This is a genomic window from Pseudoalteromonas sp. A22, assembly GCF_018141345.1.
GTDB lineage: Bacteria > Pseudomonadota > Gammaproteobacteria > Enterobacterales > Alteromonadaceae > Pseudoalteromonas > Pseudoalteromonas maricaloris.
Genome location: NZ_CP047238.1, coordinates 2,287,488 through 2,311,072 on the forward strand (window position 1 = coordinate 2,287,488; position 23,585 = coordinate 2,311,072).

Annotated in this window: 21 protein-coding genes and 2 pseudogenes; 10 read left to right on the plus strand and 13 right to left on the minus strand. The window is 42.0% G+C overall.

The window, feature by feature from the left end; translation table 11 throughout:
* Nucleotides 1-35 precede the first annotated feature (35 nt).
* Both GSF04_RS14980 and GSF04_RS14985 read right to left on the minus strand, forming a co-directional pair.
* On the minus strand, nt 36-614 hold the full coding sequence (locus GSF04_RS14980; RefSeq protein WP_211857693.1) for a pyridoxal 5'-phosphate synthase: 579 nt from the start codon (nt 612-614) through the stop codon (nt 36-38).
* Nucleotides 607-1,101, minus strand: coding sequence for a cupin domain-containing protein (locus GSF04_RS14985; RefSeq protein ID WP_039497639.1), 495 nt, complete (start codon nt 1,099-1,101; stop codon nt 607-609). Before GSF04_RS14985 ends, GSF04_RS14980 begins: the two co-directional genes overlap by 8 nt.
* 179 nt (nt 1,102-1,280) lie before the next feature.
* On the opposite strand from GSF04_RS14985, the gene astB reads away from it, so the two are divergent.
* A complete protein-coding gene (gene astB / locus GSF04_RS14990) occupies nt 1,281-2,621 on the plus strand; it encodes an N-succinylarginine dihydrolase (protein WP_039497635.1) in 1,341 nt (446 codons plus the stop codon).
* A 62-nt stretch (nt 2,622-2,683) separates the two neighbouring features.
* On the opposite strand, the gene GSF04_RS14995 is transcribed toward astB, so the two are convergent.
* Nucleotides 2,684-3,670: a hypothetical protein gene (locus tag GSF04_RS14995; protein WP_211857695.1), complete on the minus strand. Its 987-nt coding sequence runs from the start codon at nt 3,668-3,670 to the stop codon at nt 2,684-2,686.
* A 116-nt stretch (nt 3,671-3,786) separates the two neighbouring features.
* Between GSF04_RS14995 and GSF04_RS15000 the strand changes: the two genes are divergently transcribed.
* Nucleotides 3,787-4,236: a hypothetical protein gene (locus tag GSF04_RS15000; RefSeq protein WP_211857697.1), complete on the plus strand. Its 450-nt coding sequence runs from the start codon at nt 3,787-3,789 to the stop codon at nt 4,234-4,236.
* A gap of 76 nt (nt 4,237-4,312) precedes the next feature.
* Here the strand turns inward: GSF04_RS15000 and GSF04_RS15005 are convergent, their stop codons facing one another.
* Nucleotides 4,313-6,583: an acyl-CoA dehydrogenase gene (locus tag GSF04_RS15005; protein ID WP_211857699.1), complete on the minus strand. Its 2,271-nt coding sequence runs from the start codon at nt 6,581-6,583 to the stop codon at nt 4,313-4,315.
* Between the two features lie 362 nt (nt 6,584-6,945).
* On the opposite strand from GSF04_RS15005, the gene GSF04_RS15010 reads away from it, so the two are divergent.
* The 3 genes from GSF04_RS15010 (at nt 6,946) to GSF04_RS15020 (ending at nt 10,638) form a co-directional block, all read left to right on the plus strand.
* Nucleotides 6,946-8,766 carry a M2 family metallopeptidase gene (locus GSF04_RS15010; RefSeq protein WP_211857701.1) on the plus strand — a complete coding sequence of 607 codons (1,821 nt, stop codon included), beginning with the start codon at nt 6,946-6,948 and terminating at the stop codon, nt 8,764-8,766.
* A 175-nt stretch (nt 8,767-8,941) separates the two neighbouring features.
* Complete coding sequence (locus tag GSF04_RS15015) at nt 8,942-9,748, plus strand: ABC transporter permease subunit (RefSeq protein WP_039497625.1); 807 nt, start codon at nt 8,942-8,944, stop codon at nt 9,746-9,748.
* A complete protein-coding gene (locus tag GSF04_RS15020) occupies nt 9,745-10,638 on the plus strand; it encodes an ABC transporter ATP-binding protein (protein ID WP_211857703.1) in 894 nt (297 codons plus the stop codon). The genes GSF04_RS15015 and GSF04_RS15020 overlap by 4 nt, the downstream gene beginning before the upstream one ends.
* Before the next feature lie 58 nt (nt 10,639-10,696).
* Here GSF04_RS15020 and GSF04_RS15025 read toward each other — a convergent pair whose 3' ends face one another.
* The 4 genes from GSF04_RS15025 to GSF04_RS23380 all read right to left on the minus strand — a co-directional run bounded on the left by GSF04_RS15025 (nt 10,697) and on the right by GSF04_RS23380 (nt 13,668).
* On the minus strand, nt 10,697-12,310 hold the full coding sequence (locus GSF04_RS15025; RefSeq protein ID WP_211857705.1) for a M56 family metallopeptidase: 1,614 nt from the start codon (nt 12,308-12,310) through the stop codon (nt 10,697-10,699).
* Entirely contained in the window at nt 12,310-12,702 is a 393-nt protein-coding gene (locus GSF04_RS15030) for a BlaI/MecI/CopY family transcriptional regulator (protein ID WP_211857707.1), read from the minus strand. Before GSF04_RS15030 ends, GSF04_RS15025 begins: the two co-directional genes overlap by 1 nt.
* Nucleotides 12,703-13,071: 369 nt before the next feature.
* On the minus strand, nt 13,072-13,419 hold the full coding sequence (locus tag GSF04_RS15035) for a nuclear transport factor 2 family protein (protein WP_249122384.1): 348 nt from the start codon (nt 13,417-13,419) through the stop codon (nt 13,072-13,074).
* A gap of 33 nt (nt 13,420-13,452) precedes the next feature.
* Nucleotides 13,453-13,668, minus strand: a complete 216-nt coding sequence (locus tag GSF04_RS23380; protein ID WP_249122385.1) for a hypothetical protein — start codon at nt 13,666-13,668, stop codon at nt 13,453-13,455.
* Nucleotides 13,669-14,140: 472 nt separating this feature from the next.
* Between GSF04_RS23380 and GSF04_RS15045 the strand changes: the two genes are divergently transcribed.
* A complete protein-coding gene (locus GSF04_RS15045) occupies nt 14,141-15,112 on the plus strand; it encodes a transposase (RefSeq protein WP_211857709.1) in 972 nt (323 codons plus the stop codon).
* A 358-nt stretch (nt 15,113-15,470) separates the two neighbouring features.
* Here the strand turns inward: GSF04_RS15045 and GSF04_RS15050 are convergent, their stop codons facing one another.
* Nucleotides 15,471-17,405 carry a tetratricopeptide repeat-containing diguanylate cyclase gene (locus tag GSF04_RS15050; RefSeq protein ID WP_211857711.1) on the minus strand — a complete coding sequence of 645 codons (1,935 nt, stop codon included), beginning with the start codon at nt 17,403-17,405 and terminating at the stop codon, nt 15,471-15,473.
* Between the two features lie 127 nt (nt 17,406-17,532).
* On the opposite strand from GSF04_RS15050, the pseudogene GSF04_RS15055 reads away from it, so the two are divergent.
* Nucleotides 17,533-17,778: pseudogene (locus GSF04_RS15055) on the plus strand (transposase family protein); the annotation flags it as partial.
* Nucleotides 17,779-17,834: 56 nt separating this feature from the next.
* Here GSF04_RS15055 and GSF04_RS23385 read toward each other — a convergent pair.
* Nucleotides 17,835-18,050 carry a hypothetical protein gene (locus GSF04_RS23385; protein ID WP_249122386.1) on the minus strand — a complete coding sequence of 72 codons (216 nt, stop codon included), beginning with the start codon at nt 18,048-18,050 and terminating at the stop codon, nt 17,835-17,837.
* Nucleotides 18,051-18,504: 454 nt separating this feature from the next.
* Here GSF04_RS23385 and GSF04_RS15065 point away from each other — a divergent pair, with 454 nt between their 5' ends.
* Both GSF04_RS15065 and GSF04_RS15070 read left to right on the plus strand, forming a co-directional pair.
* Nucleotides 18,505-19,476 (plus strand): transposase, encoded by a 972-nt coding sequence (locus GSF04_RS15065; RefSeq protein WP_211857713.1) that lies wholly within the window; start codon nt 18,505-18,507, stop codon nt 19,474-19,476.
* A gap of 218 nt (nt 19,477-19,694) precedes the next feature.
* Nucleotides 19,695-20,183: pseudogene (locus GSF04_RS15070) on the plus strand (transposase); the annotation flags it as partial.
* A 333-nt stretch (nt 20,184-20,516) separates the two neighbouring features.
* On the opposite strand, the gene GSF04_RS15075 reads toward GSF04_RS15070, so the two are convergent.
* Nucleotides 20,517-20,933 carry a MerR family transcriptional regulator gene (locus tag GSF04_RS15075; protein WP_211857715.1) on the minus strand — a complete coding sequence of 139 codons (417 nt, stop codon included), beginning with the start codon at nt 20,931-20,933 and terminating at the stop codon, nt 20,517-20,519.
* Between the two features lie 154 nt (nt 20,934-21,087).
* Here GSF04_RS15075 and GSF04_RS15080 point away from each other — a divergent pair, with 154 nt between their 5' ends.
* The gene (locus GSF04_RS15080; RefSeq protein ID WP_211857716.1) at nt 21,088-22,008 is read left to right on the plus strand and encodes an NAD-dependent epimerase/dehydratase family protein; all 921 of its coding nucleotides are present in this window, start codon (nt 21,088-21,090) and stop codon (nt 22,006-22,008) included.
* A 137-nt stretch (nt 22,009-22,145) separates the two neighbouring features.
* Here GSF04_RS15080 and GSF04_RS15085 read toward each other — a convergent pair whose 3' ends face one another.
* Both GSF04_RS15085 and sohB read right to left on the minus strand, forming a co-directional pair.
* Nucleotides 22,146-22,454, minus strand: a complete 309-nt coding sequence (locus GSF04_RS15085; RefSeq protein ID WP_211857718.1) for a hypothetical protein — start codon at nt 22,452-22,454, stop codon at nt 22,146-22,148.
* A 113-nt stretch (nt 22,455-22,567) separates the two neighbouring features.
* Complete coding sequence (gene sohB, locus GSF04_RS15090; RefSeq protein WP_211857720.1) at nt 22,568-23,581, minus strand: protease SohB; 1,014 nt, start codon at nt 23,579-23,581, stop codon at nt 22,568-22,570.
* Nucleotides 23,582-23,585: the final 4 nt, after the last annotated feature.

Consider the following 23,585-nt stretch of genomic DNA (forward strand, 5'->3'; position numbering starts at 1 on the left):
AACGAGGGATAAATTTGCAATGAAAGCAGGTTCAACTAAGGCTGCAGCAATTGTTTTTTCCACTGTTCGCCACTACGCTCATAAGACTCTCTAAGATGTAGCCGAGTCTCAGCAAAAGTGAGGAACTCTATGGAAATAGGGTTGATGCAATAGCCACCCCAATTTTCGGGCCTTGGAATTGGGTTCGTACTATATCTTAATTCCGCAATTCTTAATTTTTCAGTCAGCTCGCTTTGATTTCGCATAATTGCACTTTGGTTAAATGACGTTGTGGTTAGCTGAGCATCTCTAGAGCGCCCTTGCCAATAAGTATCTGCATCTTTATCTGAAATCTTCTTTGCTATGCCAACAATACGGACCTGATACCCGACATGATCCCACCAAACTGTCATCGCGATGTTAGGAACATTTTCTAAATGCTTGCCTTTCGCAGAATCGAAATATGAACAAAATACAAAGCCACCCTCATTAACCGCTTTCAAATCAACAAATCTACCTGTAGGAAACCCATTCTCATCAATTGTTGAGACACATACCGCATTGGGCTGATTTAATGGATTGTTTTTCAGAGCTTGCTGCCACCAGGATGTAAACTTTTCTATTGGATTATTCATTATTATTATCCTGATTATTTTTCATCGGTTCCATAATGTCATTAATATCTACCACATTCCACGGCAAACCTTTTTGCCTGTAGATCCGCTTACCTTGCTTTGTATAATCACCAACATCATGCGGTAAGCGCTGACCAACTACAATACAACGTAATGTAACATCGCTATTGTTTACTAGCTTATGAGGCTTACCGCAGGCTCTGTATCCTATGAAATCGCCTTCACCAACACCAATTACCTCGTCGCCAATGTACGCTTCAGCAGTGCCTTGCAATATATACACACATTCATCTTCGTGATAATGCATATGTGTTTCAGTCGAATCGAACCCTGGCTGGATTTCTACGATGTGAAAACCGAACCCTGTTATGCCAGTTAAGTCTCCGAGTGATTTATTGAGCCTCTGCGCATTTGGGTTCAGAAAATGAACTCTTTTTTCCCCTTTTAACGCTTCGATTTCAGCTTTACTAACAATATATTTTTCCATTTCTTCAAACTCCTTATGTTGGTCTTAACCTAAAGGTATGTGTTTAAGGGATATTAGCTTAAATTACAGCAATTGAACTGTTTTCAATTACATACATAATTTGACCTAGGTCACTTTAAAAACCAGCAAAACCGCCTCATACTAGTTATCTATAACTATTCGCAACAGGAACCGCACTCATGACTTATGAAGTCAATTTCGACGGCTTAGTAGGGCCAACACATAATTATGCCGGATTATCTTATGGTAATGTCGCATCACTTTCTAACGCTACCAGCGTCTCTAATCCAAAAGAAGCGGCATTGCAAGGTCTTGAAAAGATGAAAGCAATGCATGATATCGGCCTAAAACAAGGAATATTCGCACCTCACGCACGCCCGAGTTTAGCCCCACTGCGTCGCGTTGGCTTTTCGGGAACTGATGCACAAGTACTTGAAAAAGCATATAAACACGATCCTATATTGCTTCGAGCTTGTTACTCTGCCTCTGCAATGTGGACGGCAAATGCGGCGACTGTATCGCCTTCTATTGATTCCAGCGATGGCAAAGTACATTTCACAAGTGCCAATTTAAACTGCAAATTTCACCGTTCAATAGAGCCAGAAACCACCACAAATTTACTTCGTGCTATGTTCGCTAATGCGCAATATTTTGCACATCACCAGCATTTGCCTGAGCAGCCTTTTTTTGGCGATGAAGGTGCTGCAAACCACACTCGTCTCGCCGATAGCCATGGCAGTAAAGGTCTACAATTATTTGTGTACGGTTCAAGTGGCTTTAACAGCGATATAAAGGGTCCTACTAAATATCCTGCTCGGCAAACATTAGAAGCAAGTCAAGCGATTGCAAGGCTACATCAATTAGATGATAAGCAAGCAATTTTTATCCAGCAAAATCCAAATGTGATTGATCAAGGCGTGTTCCATAATGACGTCATTGCGGTGGGCAATGAGAATGTGCTGTTTTGCCATGATCAAGCCTTCATTGATCAAACCTCCAGTCTAACCAAAATTAGACAAGCGTATATCGGCGAAAAGCCTTTACATATTGTAGAAGTTCCGACGCATGCAGTGAGTGTTGAAGACGCAGTAAAAAGTTACCTATTTAACTCACAATTGATCACCTTGCCATCAGGCGAGATGATGCTGGTTGCACCGGAGGAATGTGCGAAGAATGATAACGTTGCCGCATACATCGAATATATGCTCGGTGCAAAAAATCCGATTTCGCAAGTACGCTTTTTTGACTTACGCCAAAGTATGCAAAATGGTGGTGGACCTGCATGTTTGCGATTACGTGTAGCACTCAATGAAGCTGAGCTAAAAGCGGTAAATCCAGAAGTGATGATGAGCGAAGACAAATTTATTCAACTAAGCGCGTGGGTCAATAAACATTATCGCGATAAAGTCACGGAGCAGGATTTAGCTGATCCGAGCCTACTGCAAGAGTCCTATGCTGCACTAGATGAACTCACCCAACTACTCAATCTTGGTAGCGTTTACGACTTCCAACGCGCCTAATTTCAAGTTTTGCTTGTCAAACTGCAATTAATCTGAGGTTTTAAGGGAGTGATTTCACTCCCTTACTTTTTAGCAAGTACATTAACCGCCCACGTCTCAAGCATGCCGTCGCTATTTAGCGTTACTAAGGTATCTGGGTTTGGGACATACATATCGACTACCGTTGCTCCCTCACTTTCAGTATGAATAGACCAAGTGCCTAATTCTTCCCCGCTCTCATAGCGCCAGATGGAGAGGTGAGATTTTGACGATGATGTCGCGAGTAAGCCTGAGTCAGAAATAAATTTAGCCTTTCTAAACATCTTAAAACGGGCCATATACTTTAGCTCACTGAGCTGTTTTCCAGACTCAAAGTCTAGTACATGTTGCGCATTCAACCCATCTGAGACGAATAAGTGCTTGCCATCATGACTCACTGTTAAACTGGTAACACGATGACTAAATTGATGCTCATATAAAGGTTCTGGTGAGGCAAATTGCCAAAGGGCAACCAACCCATCTTGCGCGCCTGTAACAAAATAGTCGCCACTATTATCAAACGCCAAATGCTCTATCGGCCGAGTATGTGGCATAAAACGATTGTTTAACTTCGTGAATAGATCCGCCATATTGAGTGAGCCATCATCCATCGCAACAAGCAAACGCTGGTTGTTATGGGAAAGCGCTAAAGCAGAGATTGAAGCAAGTGGACTCACCCCAGCAAAAGGTACGTTCGTTATCAACTTTTGCTTTGGAACAGACCAAATTGAGATAAGGTTTTCACCTGCCACGATGAGCATTTCCTTATCATCTGACAATAAAATTTCTTTGACTGGTGTTTTTATTTTGTCTTTGGGTACTGAGAATATGACAGACTGATTGGCATTGTCATAAATATGGATTTCAGCATTACTGTCTAATGTTACGCTCCACTTTCCATCTTTAGAAAAGTGTCCAAGTATTATGCCATTTTGCGTCAACTGGCTTGTTACCCCTTTACTAATTTCAGGCTGCGATCCACACCCTAGCAAAAATAAAGCGAACCAAGCTAGTGATATTAAACGAGACATCTTAAACCCTTAGCACATAATACATTTATTTCATTTACTGGCTTTACATATCGGCCATTAGCAGACAAACTTAACTTATTGTGAATAATTTTAGACTGCATATGATGTATTTTAGCATGACAAAGTCACTTATTAAGCAAACTTTCGTTGTCTTCGCCGCAATGATTTTACTTTCAGCGTGTGGCTCAGAGGATAATGTCAGTGGTGACAAGGACACTCCTGGATATGCCGCAACAATGTATTTTGACGCACTCTATAATCAAAAAGATTTAGACGCTGCAATAAAAATCGCCACTCCCCGTCACGCGCGTATCATGCGCTCTTACGGTACTGCGTCGCAATTCGCCAGAAATTTAGTGAATATGCAATACGATGAAGTCACCATAGAAGTTGATATGACCAATCAAAGTCTGCGCGAACAGTATGGCGACAGCGCAAAAATTAATTTAATTTTTACCGGTCAGCTCCACGGTGAGCAAGTAGACGACATGCGTAGTGTCAGTATGGTGCGCAAAAAAGGCAAATGGTACGTAGACAAGGTACTAGCTGACCCCTTTGCGCGTTAACTCAAGAATAAGAAAGGAAAGCCCCGTTGTCGGGGCTTTTTTAACAAATTAGCCAAAATCCCTCCGTCACAACAAACTAGTTGGGCGCTTTTGCATCAACAGCAATCGCTTTTGCAACCAGCGTTTCAATACAAAAGATGGTTTCAGAACTCTTATCATCAATCACCTTGTCGTCCATTGCGATACTGAGTTTTTCATTCAATGTCTTACCCACCAGTTTCACGCTATTTTGTTTACACCACTTACGATATTTTGCCATTAGTGGAGCATGCGCCTTTTCCAGTAAATAAGCATGTTCAACCGTATCTATCGCAGAGTGCTTTACCACGGCGCACAGATGCGAGATACGTTCGCGGGTCGAGTTGTGATCAGAAACATTGCTACATACCTGCACCGCCAATTTATCGCTCGGCGCTTTGAGCCACTTACCAACGGGAAACGCCAAACGTTTTAACAAAAATGCCAGAGGTGCTGCGGTAAAGTTATCGCAAAATGCATAAATAGCCTTACTTGCTTCGTTAAGACAGTGATCTAAGGCAAACTTTACCAGCGGTAAGTCCCCTTGCTGACGACCATCATCTTCGTATTTTTTTAATACACACGAGGCGATATAAAGAAAGCTCAGGACATCTCCCAATTTTGCAGAGAGCATTTCTCTACGTTTTAGTGAACCGCCTAGCTTTAACATAGCGATATCACTATACACAGAAAGCGCTTGGCTCAACCATGTAAGGCGTCGGTAATACGCCGCCACATCACCACTAACTGGCGCACGTTCGAAACGTGCAAGTGTGAAGCCATTAAAAAACGCCTTAAGCCCATTCACAGAGGTATGCTGCAAGTGTTTGCAAAGCACTTCATCAAACTCTTTCAATGCGATTAATTGATCTTCTTGCTGTACGATACTCATTTCTTTCAGTATGAAAGGATGGCAACGCGTTGCACCTTGACCAAAAATCATCAAGCTTCGAGTTAAGATATTGGCGCCCTCAACGGTAATAGAAATCGGCATCCCCATATAATTGTGGGCAAGATAATTCATTTCCCCCATTTGAATGGCTTTGCCGCCATGAATATCCATCGCATCATTTAATGCCACCCTTGCATGCTCCGTCAGATGATACTTGGCAATCGCAGTGACTACTGAAGGACTTTGCTTTAAATCAATTGCTAACGCAGTGGTTTGTCTCACCGCTTCAATGAGATAGCTATAGCCGTAAATTCTGGCTAACGCGCTTTGCACTCCCTCAAAGGCAGAGATAGGTACACCAAATTGACGACGGACACCGGCGTAAGCCGAAGTCGCTCTGGCACTTAACTGAACGGTTCCCGCGCTCAGTGCAGGTAAAGATATCCCCCGTCCAGCACTTAAACACGACACCAACATGCGCCACCCTTTGCCGATACCTGCCTGTTCGCCTATCACCCAAGTCATTGGAATAAAAACATCTTGACCACTGGTTGTACCATTCATAAAGGCTTGCCCCAGCGGGTTGTGTCTGTCTCCAGTTTTTACGCCTTCCTGTGCAGTCGGAATAAGTGCACAAGTGATCCCAAGTTCTACTTTATTTGAAAGCAATTGATCCGGATCGTAAACCTTAAACGCAAGTCCTAATACATCAGCGACGGGCGCCAGCGTGATGTATCGTTTTTGCCAAGTTACCGCAAGTCCAATTTGCTTTTCTCCCTCAAATTCACGCTCACACACAATCGCAAAGTCTTGAATACTACCGGCATCCGATCCCGCCTCTGGAGAGGTCAATGCAAAACAAGGTAGCGCCTCACCGGAGGCAAGCTTTGGCAGCCAAGTATTCTGCTGATCATTGGTACCGTAATGAAGTAGCAGCTCCGCAGGGCCTAAACTATTTGGCACCATCACGGTCACTGCCGTAGACAAACTACGGCTGGCTATTTTTGCAACGATGGTGGAGTTCGCCTGAGCACTAAATTCCCGACCACCAAAAGCCTTTGGAATAATAAAAGCAAAAAAACCCTTTTCTTTTAAAAATTGCCAAACTTCTTCAGGCAGGTCTTGAGCCTCAGATATTTTTTCTTCATCAAGCATTTTTAGCAGCGTATGTAATTCGTTATCTATAAATGCCTGTTCTTCATCGCTCAGTTTTGGCTTATCATTACTCAGCCACTTTCGCCAATTCGGTTTACCTGAAAACAACGCCCCATCCCACCAGATACTCCCCGCTTCCATCGCTTCTCGCTCGGTTTGGGAGAGTTCAGGTAATGATGTTTTGAAATAATTAAAGAGCGGTTTAGTGATCAACTTAACCCTGATATCACGGACACAAAATACCACCACAATTGCCAATATCACCAATAAAACTAAAGTCATATGCACTCCTTTTTGCAGGCTTCAAATACGGCCTTTTGATACAATTGACTGCCTTAATTATGGTTAATAATCACACTAACTCAACTTTTATCTGCGCTCGCATCTCATTGTTTGTCCATCGCAAAATTGTCGTTTTAAAGTCGTCCTGCTATTATTCTTGCCACCACAGCAAAAAATGATGCTTTGCTGCGCGAAAAAGCCGCGCTCAGTACGATTAGTTGTTCATACGACTAATACTAATTGGATTAATTTACTTGCTGATTTTTAGCAATTAACCCAATTAGTGTAGCTGGCTATAGATACTAAAATGCCGTCTAGCGTTAAGTCGGCTCGTGTATTAATTAAAACAACAAGTGAACCCTATGAAACCAAGATTTAAGTTAAGTGTTGGCGCACTCATCGTTGCCAGTACTTTTGCACTCTCTGCCTGTAAATCCACTGAAACTACAAATAAAGCGTTATCAGAAGCCGATGCAGTTGCATTTTTAGATAAGGCGTCAGAACAGCTGGTTGACCTTAACTTCCGCTCTAGCCGCTCAGCTTGGATTTATGCAAACTTTATTACTCACGACACCGCTTCACTTGCTGCGGACGTGAATGAGGAATACACCGCTGCGCTCGTAGAGCTTGCTAACCAAGCAGCACAATTTGATGGCTTGGCGTTAAGCGAAGATACCCGCCGTAAGCTTGACAAATTAAAGCTAAACCTGACATTACCTGCACCAAAAGATGCTGACAAAACAGCGGAACTTGCAAAGCTCACTGCAGAGCTTGATGGTATCTACGGCAAGGGCAAATACTGTAAAGATGATGGCACTTGCCTAAGCCTTGGCGACATGACGGCTAAGATGGCAAATAGTCGCGACTATGAAGAGCTTTTAGACATCTGGCAAGGTTGGCGTGAAGTGTCAAAGCCAATGCGTCCACTCTATGAAAAGCAAGTGGTACTTACCAACGAAGGTGCGAATGAGCTTGGCTACGCAGACACAGGCGCAATGTGGCGCAGTAAATACGACATGCCAGCGGACGACTTTGCAAAAGAACTTGACCGTACTTGGAATCAAGTAAAGCCGCTATATGATTCGTTGCACTGTCATGTTAGAGCTAAGCTTGGCGAGAAATACGGCGAAGATAAAGTGCCTCAAGACCAGCCTATTCCAGCACACTTGCTTGGCAATATGTGGGCACAAAGCTGGGGCAATATCTATGACTTAGTCGCGCCAGAAAACGCAGATCCGGGTTATGATGTAACGGCGCTACTGGCCAAACACAATTACGACGAAATCAAAATGGTAAAAGGTGCAGAAAAGTTCTTCACCTCTATGGGTTTTGCCCCATTACCTGAGACTTTCTACGAACGTTCTTTATTTATTAAACCACAAGATCGCGACGTACAATGTCATGCATCAGCTTGGAACTTAGATGCCAAAGACGACCTACGCATCAAAATGTGTATCCAACGCACAGGTGAAGAGTTCTCAGTTATCCACCATGAACTAGGCCATAACTTCTATCAACGCGCTTACAATCAGCAGCCTGTGTATTACCAAGAAAGCGCCAACGATGGCTTCCACGAAGCTATCGGCGACACTATCGCGCTATCTGTAACACCTGGCTACTTAAAGCAAATTGGTTTGTTGGATAACGTACCGGATGAGTCAAAAGATATTGGTCTATTGATGAAGATGGCACTTGATAAAGTTGCATTTATTCCATTCGGTCTACTTGTCGACCAATGGCGCTGGAAAGTATTCTCTGGTGAGATTTCTCCAGCAGAGTACAACCAAGCTTGGTGGGAATTAAGAGAGAAATATCAAGGTGTTAAAGCACCAATTTCACGTACAGAAAATGACTTTGATCCAGGTGCAAAATACCACGTACCTGGTAATGTACCTTACACTCGTTACTTCCTAGCGCATATTTTGCAGTTCCAATTCCACAAATCACTTTGTGAAATTGCTGGCAGCAAAGAAGCCATTCACCGCTGTTCTGTTTACAACTCGAAAGCAGCTGGTGAGCGTTTAAATGCCATGCTTGAAATGGGCAGCAGCAAACCTTGGCAACAAGCACTTAAAACGCTAACAGGTAAAGATGAAATGGATGCAACAGCAGTACTTGACTACTTTGCACCATTGCAAAAATACCTAGATGAGCAAAATAAAGGCCGTAATTGCGGCTGGTAATTGCTAGCAAATAGAGATTCAGAAACGGGCACACTCAATCGTGCCCGTTTTATATTGGTTTAATTTTGTTACAGTTCAGTAACTTCCTTTTTTAGCCCCAATCATATACGCTCAAATCAAAGTCAGCCTACCGCTCTAGTAGTGAAAGTCTGTGTTGTCACTTGCAAGGATCCTTATGAATATAAAAAGAATTGGCCTAATAGCCATCTTTGAATTGCAACGCTTGTTTGCAACGAAACGCGGATGGATAGCCATCGCCGCATTTGTTTTGGTTTGGTATGCTATTTTGCGCTACGCCATTGCAGAAGCGGTATCCATTGTCAGCGACCCCAACTTCAAAAATATGATCCAGAGTTTTTCCGGCGTCGTTGGTATGCATCGTATTGCCCAGTGGCCTGAAATGGAGCTTGCACTGTACTTAGTTTGGTCAATCTTTTTATTTCCTCTTTTTGTGATCTTTTCAAGTGCAGATCAAACCGTAGAAGATAGAACCCGCGGCACACTGAGATTTCTAACCCTGCGCACATCTCGCGCGGAAATTGTTGTTGGCCGTTTTGTTGGACAGGTATTCAATACGTTGCTGCTCATAGCGATTTCTGCTGTAGGTGCTTGGATATTAATGGTGGTGCGCGACCCAAGCTTATGGCTCACAGGCCTTACTCGAGCAACATTAATTGTTTTAGAGCTAACGCTTATTACTGCGCCATTTATTGCCCTGATGTCTGTTGCAAATCACTTTGCTAACTCAAGCAAAATGAGCATGATTTACGCAATTTTAACCTACTTAACGCTCGCCACTTTAGTCGCTTTTGCACTTGAGTACAGCGCTTACGCAGAGTACCTTTTTTATCTTTTTCCTGGATTCCAAGGCTCAGAAACCATCGCACAGAATATCAACCTCACTCGCTTTGCCACACCGGTGCTGCATAGCCTCGTGTTAATTGCAATTAGTTGTGAACTATTAAGAAGGCGCGCGCTATGAGTTGCATTATTGAAGTTAATAATTTAGTGAAAGCATATGGACGAAAGCGCGCACTAGATAATGTATCTTTTACCCTAAGCGCAGGTTCACCCATTGCGCTTGTTGGCCCGAATGGTGCGGGTAAAACCACTCTTTTTAGCACACTTTGCGGGTATCTAAATGCCGATGCAGGCAGTGTTCAAATTTTGGGCCATAAACCTGGCAGCGCTGCACTTTTTGGTCGCCTTGCCGCACTTCCACAGGATGCTCAGCTTGATCCAAGGTTTTCTGTCAGTAATCAGCTACGTTTATACGGACAACTTCAAGGTTTAGATGCGAGAGCGGCCGAGAGTGAAACGCATAGAGTGCTTGAGCTTGTCGACCTCAAAGATTGTTATCACGCCAAACCTCATGAGTTATCTCATGGCATGCGAAAACGTATCTGTATTGCCCAAACGCTACTTTCAAAGCCTGAAATTGTACTGCTTGACGAAGCCACGGCTGGATTAGATCCCGTGAATGCTCGTGAGATCAGAAACTTAGTAAAAAGGCTTCAATCTGAAACGACCTTTATTTTGAGTTCACACGATTTAGTAGAACTCGATGATTTGTGCGATCAGGTATTACATTTACAGCATGGTAAATTAACCGCTGTTGACCGCATCCAAGAAGCGGAACTTGCCACGCTGACTGTAAAACTTAAAGAGTCTGGCACCAGTAGTCACATAGCGCTTTTTAGGACCTTACAAGGCGTTGAAGAGGTGACGGTAAATGCCAGTGGCGCCCTGCTTATTGAGTATCGTAGCGGCCAACAGGTTGATATTGATGTACTCAGGCTTTGCCGTGAACAGGGCTGGCGTTACAAGTCTTTAGTTAACGGTAAAACACTGGAAGATGAACTGTTCGGCTAGCACACGGTTAGTTTAGTAAATTAAAAAAGCCTGCATCTTACAGGCTTTCTTAAATGATTTATAACTTCGCCAGTAACAAAGAACTTGGTCGAGGCAAGCGAGGTAATATTGCTGGCGTTTTCGCATAATCCGCAGGTAAACGCTCTTTCAACTCGTTCACCTTTGTTTGGTTATTCAGTTTTTCGTATGCATAGTATCTTAGGATATCTTGATATGTTTGATTTTCAGCGCTGGTTACAACATCACTGTTTAATACAGCTAATGCTTTATCGTAGTCTGCCATTTCAATGTAGGCGCGTGCCAAATCAGTAGCGCTACCGATTTGAAAGCGACTTTGCATTTTTTCAGATAGACTCTCTAGTTGCTCCGCTGCCTGCTGATATTGCCCAAGGTGCATATAAGCTGATGCCAATCTGTTTTTTAAAAATGGCGGTTGAGTAGAGCCTTCAGGAAACCAACTATCGTAAGCGGTCAAGATTGCTTCGTATTGACCTAGCTTATGATAGGTTTGGTCGAGCAAGGTAAAGCTTTTTACTTTTATATCCAGCTCTTCAAAACCATTTAACGAACCGCGGTTACTATGCCAATTTAAAATGTGTGAAACCGCTGCTTTAAGCTGTGTTTCATCATTCGATTTCGCGCCTTTCGCCCCAGCGAGTAGCTCCCTCAATTGCTGTTGATATCGCGCAGACTTTTCACTCTTTTGTTTACTGGCTCCTTGTGTTACCTGCTTTTCAGAGACGATTTGGTTAGCAGCTAAGGCACTACAAGACAGTGCTGCCGTGATAATCATTAAATGAGATAATTTCATTTTCTTTTCCTTGTTTAGTGTTTTAACTCTTTGAATATTGAAACTTTTCGAGTGAGATACGGCTAATACTGAATGACCTAATGATGCATGTTCATACCGGTATTGATGTTCGGACAACAGTAAGCTGGCCAAATCGTATCTATATTTATCACTCAGTTTTTCCATGCAGCTTTCATCGCAGCTGAGTTCGATTTGTTGTCGCGCCAAATTTGCTAACAACAAACAGAGTGGATTCCAAAAGAAGACGCTTTCAGTCGCACATATTAGCCATAACCAATATGTGTCCTTATGCTTGATATGCGTTAACTCATGCTCAATCACGGAATCGAGTTCTGGTCGACCTTTCATCTTAAAATCTAACCAAATGGTGTGCTGTAATGGGCCTGTCGTAATTGCTGGGGTACTCAATTCTGTAAATTTTACGGTGCAAAACGAGTATAGATATTGATGCACTTCACTGATGTAGGCACCTTTTTCTATGCCTCTTAGTAATCTTTTATACGACCACACTCTCGCTAAAAATAGTCCTCCACCTACCACTATCAGAAATACAAACAAATTTGAAAATACTTGGTTTATGGTATAGCCAGAAAGCCAGTTTGATTCGGTTTGCAAAGTGGTTTGCTTGATGCTGTTCGGTGGAGTTGACCCTGAATCTGAAATAGAACTCACCTCAATAGTGTAAAGCTCCAGATCTATTAAAAAAGGGGGTGGGGAAAGTTGCTGCCATGGAATTAGCCAACTCAATAACCCGACTACCAACACATAAAAGCGCGTTCGTGCAGGCGCAGTTTTCAGAAAATAGCAGCTAGTCAAACTAAACATGCTGAGCAAGCTTGCGGTGAGTAAGTAATCAAACATTAGTCGCTCTCTTTCTTCTGCTTTTTGCTCTTAAGTAGGTTTTGTAAAAACTCAATATCATCATCGTCTAAACTCTCTTCTTTAATGAAATGAGCTATCAAGCTGCGTGAACTACCTTTAAAAAAGCGATCCATAAAACGCGGTGTTGCCTGCTGTGAAAGCGCTTGCTGAGTCACTTTTGCTTGATAGACGATTGACCTCCCCTGCTGACCACAGCGCTCGACTGCACCTTTTTGCTCTAGTCGATCTACGATTGTTTTGACTGTGTTATAAGCCACTTTTTTTGCTCTTGTATCATCTGCAAGAAAATATTTATGAAGCTCACTGGCAGTACAGGCATTTTGTTGCCAAAGTAACTTCATCACGTCTAATTCAAATTCACTTAGTTTCACTTATAACCTCCATTACTACATTTGTAGTTTTCAACAACTACAAATGTAGTTTTTAGTACCCATGAAGTCAACTAGAAATTTTTGGTGAAAAAACAGAAGGTGAAGCTATACATGAAAGCTGCATTACCTTGGAGAAAAGTGAGGGTGTGCAACAACTCCCCCAAAAAGCGCATTTTGCGTTCCTTGGTTAAAGCCTTTGTATGGATCATAACAACTCAAATTAGGGTAAAGTGAGACTCAAGTTTAGCTACAACTAAAGCTCTCTATGTTGTAGTTCTATTGAACGCTAAAGGACGAATAGCTGATGATGGACGCTTGATGGACGCTGACACCCACCGCTAATGTATTAAAGCGTTTGTATGATATAGATTACCCGTGGTGTCGACGAATGTGCGTAATTAAGCCCTCTTTATTAAACTCAAGTGAAACAATATTGGTTTTACTATACTCAATCGCTTTATCTAAATGAGTAGGCTTTAATTTACCTGATTCGGTCATTTTTACAAAGACGACATCAGCGCCAACCATTACCTCATTTATTTCTATTGAACTATGGATGATTTCATCTTTTAATTTATTAATCATATCCTCTCGGAGTTTAGATTTATCTGTATAAGTAAATCTAAATTTGACGTGTTCATCGATAAAGTCGTCAGAAAGCAATGAGATATAGTTCTCTATTTCTTTAATTGTCGCTTGATGGACGCTGACACCCACCGCTAATGTATTAAAGCGTTTGTATGGTATAGATTACCCGTGGTGTCGACGAATGTGCGTAATTAAGCCTTCTTTATTAAACTCAAGTGAAACAATATTGGTTTTACTATACTCAATCGCTTTATCTAAATGAGTAGGCTTTACTTTACCTGATTCGGTCATTTTTACAAAGACGACATCAGCGCCAACCATTACCTCATTTATTTCTATTGAACTATGGATGATTTCATCTTTTAATTTATTAATCATATCCTCTCGGAGTTTAGATTTATCTGTATAAGTAAATCTAAATTTGACGTGTTCATCGATAAAGTCGTCAGAAAGCAATGAGATATAGTTCTCTATTTCTTTAATTGTTGAATTGGGTTGTTGACGCGCATTTTTTGCCGCTACAAATACTTTTGCTTTCTCTATTAGTTGCTCCGACGTGAAATTATCGTGTGCACTACTAGAAAACGAAAAAAGAAAAAAGAAAAAAGAAAAAAAATAACACTAATATAAATTTATTCACGGTTTTTTCCTTCCTGCTATACCTAGAAATAATGAATCCCACACGGTGCTAGTCTCCATTTCTGTGGGTTATCTTAAAGCCAGTGCCATAAAGCTAAATCGCTGACACCCACCACAAAGCTAAATCGCTGACACCCACCACTAATTTGCACCTTCCTAAGATACCGCCTAAGCTTTAACTCTGCACTCAAAGGATTGAGGAAACCAAACTATGGCAACTGCCCGTAAAAGACAAATCAGTCTAACCGACACCAAATACTACCACTGTATCTCCCGCTGCGTAAGGCGCGCCTTTCTGTGCGGTGAAGATAAATTTACTGGCAAATCATACGAACACCGCCGGGATTGGGTTGAAGAAAAGCTATTGATGTTGGGGTCTGTGTTTTGTATTGATGTTTGTGCTTATGCCGTGATGAGTAATCACACTCATATTGTTTTATATGTTGATGATACAAAGGCTAAGCGTCTGTCGGATGAAGCGATTTTGATACGGTGGCACAAGTTGTTTAAAGGTAATTGGATAAGCCGTAAATTTACAGAAGGTGAGCCACTCAATGAGTCGGAGCAATTGATACTCAACGAGCATGTCTCCAAGTACAGGGAAAGGCTCGCAGATATTAGCTGGTTTATGCGGGTACTTAACGAAGACATCGCCCGTCGAGCAAATAAAGAAGATAATTGTACAGGTCGGTTTTGGGAAGGACGATTCAAATCCCAAGCATTACTGGATGAAGCTGCACTGGCTGCTTGTTTGGCATATGTAGACTTAAACCCCATTAGAGCCAAAATCGCCGCAACGCCTGAAACCTCAGACTACACCAGTATCAAAAAACGCATAGACCACGCTAAGCTGGGCAAACAACCAAAAAGCCTACTACGCTTTGCAGGCAGCCCACGAAAACATATGCCTAAAGGCCTTCCTTTTGAACTCAAGTCCTATATTGACTTAGTTGAGCTCACGGGCCAGTGTATTCGAGCCGATAAACACGGTTATATCTTTGAGTCTCAGCCTATTCTCACTCGACTCAATATAGAACCTGAGAACTGGATAAAACTTACTACGCAATTTTCACGGGTATTCCACGGTGCAGTTGGTCGAGAGCGGACAATAACCGCTTACTGCGAAACACTTCAAAAACGACGACGGACAAACCTAACAAACTGCGAGCGTTTGTTGGCTTAGCAAAACTCACATTCTCAACGCTAGAATTTCTTACTGTTGTATTTACAGCGCTTTGTCGTGCGCGATAACTCAATTTTAGTGTAGCGATACGCTTACCGCCAAAGGTCACCCTATCTAAGAACGCTTTTGTCCATATTCTTTAAGTGTTTCCGCACGTTTTAATCTCACTTTGTCAGCTTAGATACAAATAACGTTGGGTGTCATCAATGATTTGTCATTATTTAGGGTGACTCAAAGTGACTGTTTATCAATACATACAAATAGTAAATGAGAGATAAATAAAAGAAGCAACAAGGCTGTTAAAACAACCTTGTTGGATGAGTATTACTTGACAGCAGCAGAGCGTCCATATATGTCATCAATGATTCGTTTGTACTTCAACCCTATCTCTGCCTAACTCTTTGGCACGATAGAGGCATTGGTCAGCAGCTTTAAAGGCGCTATCATCATCCAAATTTGCGATTGGTCGGCTAGCGCTCACACCGAATGATGCAGTGACAGAAATGCGCAGCTCACCTAATTCAAAAGGTTCAGAGCGCAGTGCTGAAGCCATCTCTTCAACAGCACCTTGAATATTTTCTCGGGCCTTTAACACCATCAAGAACTCTTCGCCTCCCCAGCGTATAAATAGCTCTTGAGGCTGAACAAAACGCTGTAAACGAGCGGCTGCTATCGCCAGTACAATGTCTCCTTTATCGTGTCCATAGGTATCATTGATACGCTTAAAATGATCCAGATCGATGATCACTAAGTGATACTCTGCTTTTTTGTCCAGTATACTGGGAGTGTGTACTTCTTGGTGATACAGACGGCGATTTGACGCTCCCGTTAATGGGTCTCGATAACTTAAGTCATGTAATCTGCGGTTATCTTTTCGCATCAATCTGGTATTTACTCCAAGCCAAATAAGTATGATCACGGCAGCAAACAACCACAAAGCAAGGAGCCTTAAGCGCTGCTTATCTACGAGTAACTCCAGCTTAGAAAGTTGATGTTTAGCACTCAATAGATCTCTTTCTTGTGCGATCTGCTGAATTTCTAATGCGCTATTTAATGCTGATAACTGTCCTATAATCATTGCCTTTTCTTCTGAATGAGCAGCTTTTAACACGTTTAGTGCATTGCTGGATTCCCCCAAACCTTCCAGTATTTGTGAGCGTGTAAATTGACTTCTAAGCAACCACCTTTGATGATTCAGCGTAGTAAATATTTGAGTCGCCTGGTTAATCGAAATGGCTGCTTCATCTAAGGTATTTTGCTGATAAAGCGCCTGTGCTTGAACAAGCGCACAGATCCCCTGCTGCTTGGCAAGTACTTCCTGTTTGGCAAGCTGTATACATAACTGAGCTTTTTCCATGGCAAGCCTAGCATCGCCTTCAAGTAACAGTAATCTCGCTTCATTTTTGAGTAATATTGCGTTGTAAAATTCACTTGTCTGTTCATTTTTGAAGGTCAGCGCTTGTTGGAACTTTTCTCTCGCGTCATTAAGTTGGCCAAGACGACCATACGCAAATGACTGATTTAACAAAATAAGCAGCATATAATTGGGATTATTATTTGGTGATAGTGCGTATAGTTTTTGTGCTTTCCCAAGATGTAATAACGCATTTTGCCATTGTTCTAAATGCACATATAGCAAACCCAAGTTGTTATTAAAAAGTGCATTAAAGTCACTTTCTGGGTATGTCTCCGCCAGCTTTAGACCATGTAAAAAATACTGCTGTGCCTTAATCAAATCATTTGTTGCATTATATGCAACACCAGCAGTATTATAAATCTCTAGCAATAAAAGCTCAGCTTGCGCGCTTTTTGCCAGATTAACACTGTGCTCAATGGCAAGTTGTGCTTGTGCCAACTCGCCGGCTCTGATCGCTCGCTTGGCGTCCTCCTGCGCACTCCATGCTGCCAACCAATCTAGCTGGTTTGTAACTGCAAAAGTGTCAATCTCACGCTTTATCTGTGCAAATTTAGTATCGTCTCCCATCTTTTGTGCCGCCCGTCTTTGCGTCCACAGCAGATAAACTTGCTCTATGTGTGATAAAGATTGACGACTTTCACGCCAAGCTGATAGTGCTTTAAGCGCCGTTGCAGGTTCAGTTTTTGCGCGCTCATAAATGCTCAACAGCGGGTGGTCAGGTGCAATACGTTTTAACTGTGCTTCAGGCGTCAGCCATTTTGCTGTGGCTGTGTTTGTTGCCTTGTCGGCTTGATGAAACCAAAATGTATCTAGCGTTGCAACGACGAGCAATAACAAAAGGGTAAGGAGCAGCGCTATAGATACTTTTTTGTACATATTGGATATTGATAATCAGAACTTATCTAAATTATACAATAATGTCACTGGCTTGCCATCAGGGCGGGATCGCACTTTTAGCTAATTTATGATCAAATAGCGCCAATCCCATTGCTAGCCGCAACCAATGAACCTGATTGAACACCTTACAGTTGTAGAAGAAACTCGCTCTGATATTAACAAAAAGCACGACTTAGTTGATGTCATTTTCCTTGTTATTAGCGCCATCATGGCAGGTGCTGAAGGTTGGCAAGACATCCAGCTCTATGGCGAGTCGAAGGAAGATTGGTTGCGACAGTATCGGCCATTTAAAAACGGGATCCCAAAGCGCCATACCATCGCTCGGATCCTCAAATCTGTGGTGGCAGAATCACCGTGATGAACGCAGACACCCACCGCTAATGTATTAAAGCGTTTGTATGGTATAGATTACCCGTGGTGTCGACGAATGTGCGTAACTAAGCCCTCTTTATTAAACTCAAGTGAAACAATATTGGTTTTACTATACTCAATAGTTTTATCTAAATGAGCAGGTTTTACTTTGCCTGATTCGGTCATTTTTACAATGACGACATTAGCGCCAACCATTACCTCATTTATTTCTATTGAACTATGAATGACTTCATCTTTTAATTTATTAATCATATCTTCTCGGAGTTTAGATTTATCTGTATAAGTAAATTTAAATTTGACGTGTTCATCGATAAAGTCATCAGAAAGTAATGAGATATAGTTTTCTATCTCTTTTATTGTTGTATTGGGTTGTTGACGCGCGTTTTTTGCTGCTACAAATACTTTTGCTTTCTCTATTAGTTGCTCCGACGTGAAATTATCGTGTGCACTACTAGAAAACGAAAAAAGAAAAAAGAAAAAAGAAAAAAAATAACACTAATATAAATTTATTCACGGTTTTTTCCTTCCTGCTATACCTAGAAATAATGAATCCCACACGGTGCTAGTCTCCATTTCTGTGGGTTATCTTAAAGCCAGTGCCATAAAGCTAAATCGCCAAATCGCTGACACCCACCACTAATTTGCACCTTCCTAAGATTCCGCCTACGCTTTAATTCTGCACTCAAAGGATTGAGGAAAACAAACTATGGCTACAGCCCGTAAAAAACAAATCAGTTTAACCGACACCAAATACTACCACTGTATCTCCCGTTGCGTAAGGCGCGCATTTCTGTGCGGTGAAGATAAATTTACGGGAAAGTCATATGAGCACCGCCGGGATTGGGTTGAAGAAAAGCTCCTGATGTTGGGTTCCGTGTTTTGTATTGATGTTTGTGCTTATGCCGTGATGAGTAATCACACTCATATTGTTTTATATGTTGATGATACAAAGGCTAAGCGTCTGTCGGATGAAGCGATTTTGATACGGTGGCACAAGTTGTTTAAAGGTAATTGGATAAGCCGTAAATTTACAGAAGGTGAGCCACTCAATGAGTCGGAGCAATTGATACTCAACGAGCATGTCTCCAAGTACAGGGAAAGGCTCGCAGATATTAGCTGGTTTATGCGGGTACTTAACGAAGACATCGCCCGTCGAGCAAATAAAGAAGATAATTGTACAGGTCGGTTTTGGGAAGGACGATTCAAATCCCAAGCATTACTGGATGAAGCTGCACTGGCTGCTTGTTTGGCATATGTAGACTTAAACCCCATTAGAGCCAAAATCGCCGCAACGCCTGAAACCTCAGACTACACCAGTATCAAAAAACGCATAGACCACGCTAAGCTGGGCAAACAACCAAAAAGCCTACTACGCTTTGCAGGCAGCCCACGAAAACATATGCCTAAAGGCCTTCCTTTTGAACTCAAGTCCTATATTGACTTAGTTGAGCTCACGGGCCAGTGTATTCGAGCCGATAAACACGGTTATATCTTTGAGTCTCAGCCTATTCTCACTCGACTCAATATAGAACCTGAGAACTGGATAAAACTTACTACGCAATTTTCACGGGTATTCCACGGTGCAGTTGGTCGAGAGCGGACAATAACCGCTTACTGCGAAACACTTCAAAAACGACGACGGACAAACCTAACAAACTGCGAGCGTTTGTTGGCTTAGCAAAACTCACATTCTCAACGCTAGAATTTCTTACTGTTGTATTTACAGCGCTTTGTCGTGCGCGATAACTCAATTTTAGTGTAGTGATACGCTTACCCGCCAAAGGTCACACTATCTAAGAACGCTTTTGTCCATATTCTTTAAGTGTTTCCGCACGTTTTAATCTCACTTTGCCAGCATAGATACAAATAATAGTGGGTGTCATCACTTCATCACGTTGGGAAGGACGATTCAAATCCCAAGCATTACTGGATGAAGCTGCACTGGCTGCTTGTTTGGCATATGTAGACTTAAACCCCATTAGAGCCAAAATCGCCGCAACGCCTGAAACCTCAGACTACACCAGTATCAAAAAACGCATAGACCACGCTAAGCTGGGCAAACAACCAAAAAGCCTACTACGCTTTGCAGGCAGCCCACGAAAACATATGCCAAAAGGTCTGCCTTTTGAACTCAAATCCTATATTGAATTAGTTGAACTCACAGGCCAATGTATTCGCGCCGACAAACGAGGCTATATCTTTGAGTCTCAACCCATTCTTACTCGATTAAATATCGAACCGGAGAACTGGATAAAACTCACTACGCAATTTTCTCGGGTATTCCACGGTGCAGTTGGACGAGAGCGAACAATAACCGCTTACTGCGAAACACTTCAAAAACGACGACGGACAAACCTAACAAACTGCAAGCGTTTGTTGGCTTAGCAAAACTCACATTCTCAACGCTAGAATTTCTTACTGTTGTATTTACAGCGCTTTGTCGTGCGCGATAACTCAATTTTAGTGTAGCGATACGCTTATCCGCCAAAGGTCACCCTATCTAAGAACGCTTTTTGTCCATATTCTTTAAGTGTTTCCGCACGTTTTAATCTCACTTTGCCAGCATAGATACAAATAATAGTGGGTGTCATCACTTCATCACACGGTATGTGAAGCTCACAGATTGGGGATTTGCTAATACTAAACGTGCTTTGTTATACACGCAGCATTAGAAATGGCTGTCCTTCTTTCTCTCCCTTCTTTCTCCTCCTTTTGCATCTACCTCCTCCTTTTACCCATCCCCATTTGTGATATCACTCGCTTGGCATTGTCGGCACACGCCATGTCACCCGGTTTGGCTTCTATGTCATTAAGGGTGGAGTTTAATTGTCGTTTGTTGTCTGCGAGCTTTTTCTCCATCAGTTCAATATCATCAAGTTTTTGACGTAAAGCGCTAAGTAACTGTTCATGTTTCCAGTCACTTAGATCACTCGGAAGTAATTTACTCAACTCATCTAAACTAAAGCCTGCCTTTTGACCATTTGAAATTAAATGCAATACAGTTTCAGCTTCAGGGGGATAGGTCCTATAACCATTGGCAGCGCGCTTAACTAATTTGAGTAGGCCAATATCCTCATAGAATCGAATTTTCGACGTCGCCAAACCTGTTCTTTTTGATAATTCACCAATTTTCATAAACTCAAGTTCCTACTGCGCTCAGTCTGCTAGCTTAAATGAAAAAGTCTGTGCTTATCCCAAACAATAGCAGATAACAGAAATTAAGTATTGACCTTCAAGTTTACTTTAACCTTATGCTTGCACAAAACAGATACAAATCAAGGTAATTTTTATGCAAACAATACTTGGAGCAAACGGTCAAATTGGTAGTGAGCTCGCCCGAGCTTTAAAGAAGGACTTTACCGATAACATTCGTCTTGTCAGCCGAACACCAAAAAAGATAAACAACACAGACGAATTACTCAGCGCTAATCTACTTGACGGCAGTCAAACGCAAAAAGCAGTAGCAGGCTCTGAAATTGTTTACTTAACCGCAGGACTGCCGATTGACACAAACATGTGGGTTGAGCAATTTCCTATTATGATGCGAAATGTCATCGATGCGTGCGCAAAACATAATGCCAAATTAGTGTATTTTGATAACACCTATATGTATCCGCAAAGCAATGAACGTCTCACAGAAGAAACACCTTTTTTGCCATATGGCGAAAAAGGCAAAGTTAGAGGACTAATAGCGAGTATGCTGCTCGATGCGATGAGTACAGGCCAAGTCAATGCGATGATTTGCCGCGCGCCTGAGTTTTATGGACCGGGTAAAACGCAAAGTATCACCAATACAGCGGTTCTTGATAAGCTGCGAGCAGGCGATGCTGCGAAAGTCTTTATCAGCGACAATACGTTACGTACCTTGATATACACGCCAGATGCTAGCAGAGCAATGGCGTTACTAGGCAATACCTCTGATGCGTATGGCCAGACATGGCATCTTCCGTGTGATGACAATCGACTCACTTACAAGCAAATCGTTAACTTAGCGAGCGAAATACTCGGAATTCAAGGCAAGTATTCAATATTAAAGAAATGGCAGCTATCACTGCTAAGCATTGTTAGCAAACCTATAAGAGAAACACGAGAACTGTTACCTCGATATGCAGTCGACAACATATTTGTATCAGATAAATTTAAGCAGCGCTTTACGGAGTTTGAAATTACCACTTACCGAGATGGACTAACAACAACTCTCAAGGAATGACGACGTTATTTGATACCTAGATCATTAGGCGTTAAGTTAAGTGCTACAACTAACATACGCTTTGGCGAGGAACAAACACTTAAATTGCTAAACTTGGACTCTGTACGGGAAATTGCACCGCACAGAGTTGATGCTTTTTATCTCATTCCTTTCAGAATTTCGACAATCTCTAGGGTGTTTTCGAGTACCCTGATGACTCTACCTTCAACGCTTATCGTTACCAAATCCCGTTCTCTGTCACGATAAATCACTTTGCCATGGTCGTAGATATCTGGATCTAAGCGCTCCCCAACTTGGAGCTTTTTTTGCCAACCTGGCGGAAGTGGCTTGCCCTGCTTCAACTTTTTTTCAAGGCCCGGCGGTAACTTCTCCGGTTTAGCATTCGCCTGATTTAAACCTATAGTCAGACTAAAGGTAAGTAGGGAAAGTACAATAACTTTATTCATAACAACCTCTCTTTTAGAGCGCGGCGTCATGCGTTTTGTGAACACAACGCCGTCTATAAAGTATTGTTAATAGTTTGAAATAAAGCTTATTGATATAAACTGAACAACAATCACTAATATTTAGATTGATTTAGCTTTGTTAACGCTTTAACGGAGAAACGTTCAATGGCGAGCCCCAACTGAAGTCCAAACTTCTCAGCAACGCCTTTTTTAGCCTTATAAGCCACCTTATAAAGCTGGTGACTTTCATTTAATGACATAAGTAAATCGTCACTGGTTGAGATTTCATCGACTAATTTAAGCTCTAACGCTTGTGTACCAAACCAATGTTCTCCAGTGGCGACTTTCTCAATATCAAGCTCGGTACGATTATCAGAGACAAAGTGCTTGAACAGACCGTGCGTTTCCTCAATCTCCTCTTTAAACTTTTCTCTGCCTTTATCCGTATTTTCACCAAACAGCGTGAGTGTACGCTTATACTCACCAGCGGTTACCATTTCAAAATCAACGTTATTCTTTTTCAATAAACGATTGAAGTTGGGGATCTGCGCAATCACACCGATTGAACCAATAATTGCAAATGGTGCTGCAATAATCTTATCTGCAACGCAGGCCATCATATATCCGCCACTTGCAGCAACCTTGTCCACACAGACGGTTAGAGGAATACCCGCTTGCTTGATACGCGTAAGCTGCGATGCACCAAGTCCATAACCGTGAACAACCCCACCACCACTTTCCACCGACACTACAACCTGATCCTTTTCTTTATCTGCAATCGTTAAAATAGCGTTGATCTCTTCTCTTAAACTCGCGACTTCGTGAGCGTCCATACTCCCGTTAAATTCAAGATAAAAAACGTTTTTATCTGCTTCTTTATCTTTATTTTTTTGCGCTTTTGATTGCGACTTATTTAGGGCTTTTAGCGCCTTTTTATCAAGTGTTTGCTGCAAAAACTGCTGCTTAGATTGCGCCAGACTGTCGCTTAAATCGGTAACTTCAATTTCACCCTTTTTCGATTTTGGTTTTGAGCTTGCTCCCACCATCAAAATAATGACGACTGCAATACCAAAGATAATGGTTACTGTCTTGGCTAGAAATAACCCATATTCAAACAAAAATGCCAAGTCG